This window comes from Ectobacillus antri, assembly GCF_003852715.1.
Taxonomy (GTDB): Bacteria; Bacillota; Bacilli; order Bacillales; family Bacillaceae_G; genus Ectobacillus; species Ectobacillus antri.
Map to the genome: position 1 here is coordinate 1 of NZ_RIAV01000062.1, position 1,185 is coordinate 1,185.

General features: G+C 54.9%; 12 tRNA genes and 1 rRNA gene. All 13 read right to left on the bottom strand.

Annotation, left to right across the window (positions count from 1 at the left end):
• Positions 1–44: 44 nt before the first annotated feature.
• The 13 genes from EEJ45_RS18035 to rrf all read right to left on the bottom strand — a co-directional run bounded on the left by EEJ45_RS18035 (position 45) and on the right by rrf (position 1,183).
• Positions 45–137 (bottom strand) — tRNA-Ser (locus tag EEJ45_RS18035).
• A 14-nt stretch (positions 138–151) separates the two neighbouring features.
• A tRNA-Ile gene (locus EEJ45_RS18040) sits at positions 152–228 on the bottom strand.
• Positions 229–233: 5 nt separating this feature from the next.
• Positions 234–310: transfer RNA gene (locus tag EEJ45_RS18045), tRNA-Met, on the bottom strand.
• 13 nt (positions 311–323) lie between these two features.
• Positions 324–396 (bottom strand) — tRNA-Ala (locus EEJ45_RS18050).
• 6 nt (positions 397–402) lie between these two features.
• A tRNA-Pro gene (locus tag EEJ45_RS18055) sits at positions 403–476 on the bottom strand.
• Positions 477–481: 5 nt separating this feature from the next.
• Positions 482–555 (bottom strand) — tRNA-Arg (locus EEJ45_RS18060).
• A 9-nt stretch (positions 556–564) separates the two neighbouring features.
• A tRNA-Leu gene (locus EEJ45_RS18065) sits at positions 565–650 on the bottom strand.
• Positions 651–653: 3 nt separating this feature from the next.
• Positions 654–725 (bottom strand) — tRNA-Gly (locus EEJ45_RS18070).
• A 6-nt stretch (positions 726–731) separates the two neighbouring features.
• Positions 732–815: transfer RNA gene (locus tag EEJ45_RS18075), tRNA-Leu, on the bottom strand.
• A gap of 13 nt (positions 816–828) precedes the next feature.
• Positions 829–901 (bottom strand) — tRNA-His (locus EEJ45_RS18080).
• A gap of 8 nt (positions 902–909) precedes the next feature.
• Positions 910–985: transfer RNA gene (locus EEJ45_RS18085), tRNA-Thr, on the bottom strand.
• A 3-nt stretch (positions 986–988) separates the two neighbouring features.
• Positions 989–1,064 (bottom strand) — tRNA-Val (locus tag EEJ45_RS18090).
• 3 nt (positions 1,065–1,067) lie between these two features.
• A 5S ribosomal RNA gene (rrf, locus tag EEJ45_RS18095) occupies positions 1,068–1,183 on the bottom strand.
• Positions 1,184–1,185: the final 2 nt, after the last annotated feature.

A 1,185-nucleotide genomic window follows, 5' to 3' on the forward strand; every position in this document is an offset into this window, starting at 1 on the left:
CCACCCCGCGACGATAATAACTTGGATTTACTTCATAAAATAAATGGCGGAGGAAGAGGGATTCGAACCCCCGCGCGGCTCTCACCGCCTGTCGGTTTTCAAGACCGATCCCTTCAGCCAGACTTGGGTATTCCTCCGTGATATGAAGCTTTGGTGGACCTTGTAGGACTCGAACCTACGACCGGACGGTTATGAGCCGTCTGCTCTAACCAGCTGAGCTAAAGGTCCTTTTATGGTAGCGGCGGAGGGAATCGAACCCCCGACCTTACGGGTATGAACCGTACGCTCTAGCCAGCTGAGCTACACCGCCATTATAGTAAAAGTGGAGCCTAGCGGGATCGAACCGCTGACCTCCTGCGTGCAAGGCAGGCGCTCTCCCAGCTGAGCTAAGGCCCCATGAAATCGGGAAGACAGGATTTGAACCTGCGACCCCCTGGTCCCAAACCAGGTGCTCTACCAAGCTGAGCCACTTCCCGTATAACGCGCCCGAAAGGATTCGAACCCATAACCTTCTGATCCGTAGTCAGATGCTCTATCCAATTGAGCTACGGGCGCATATTTAAGTGCCGAGGACCGGAATCGAACCGGTACGGTAGTCACCTACCGCAGGATTTTAAGTCCTGTGCGTCTGCCAGTTCCGCCACCCCGGCATAAGCGGAAGACGGGATTCGAACCCGCGACCCCAACCTTGGCAAGGTTGTATTCTACCACTGAACTACTTCCGCATATTATGGTGCGGGTGGAGGGACTCGAACCCCCACGCCAAAGGCGCCAGATCCTAAGTCTGGTGCGTCTGCCAATTCCGCCACACCCGCAATATTTTAAAAGGGCGATCGATGGGAATCGAACCCACGAATGTCGGAGCCACAATCCGATGCGTTAACCACTTCGCCACGACCGCCATAAATCTGGTGCCGGCTAGAGGACTTGAACCCCCAACCTACTGATTACAAGTCAGTTGCTCTGCCAATTGAGCTAAGCCGGCATATGGTGGAGGATGACGGGATCGAACCGCCGACCCCCTGCTTGTAAGGCAGGTGCTCTCCCAGCTGAGCTAATCCTCCATTGCCTAGCGACGTCCTACTCTCACAGGGACAAGGTCCCAACTACCATCGGCGCAAAAGAGCTTAACTTCCGTGTTCGGTATGGGAACGGGTGTGACCTCTTTGCCATCATCACTAGACT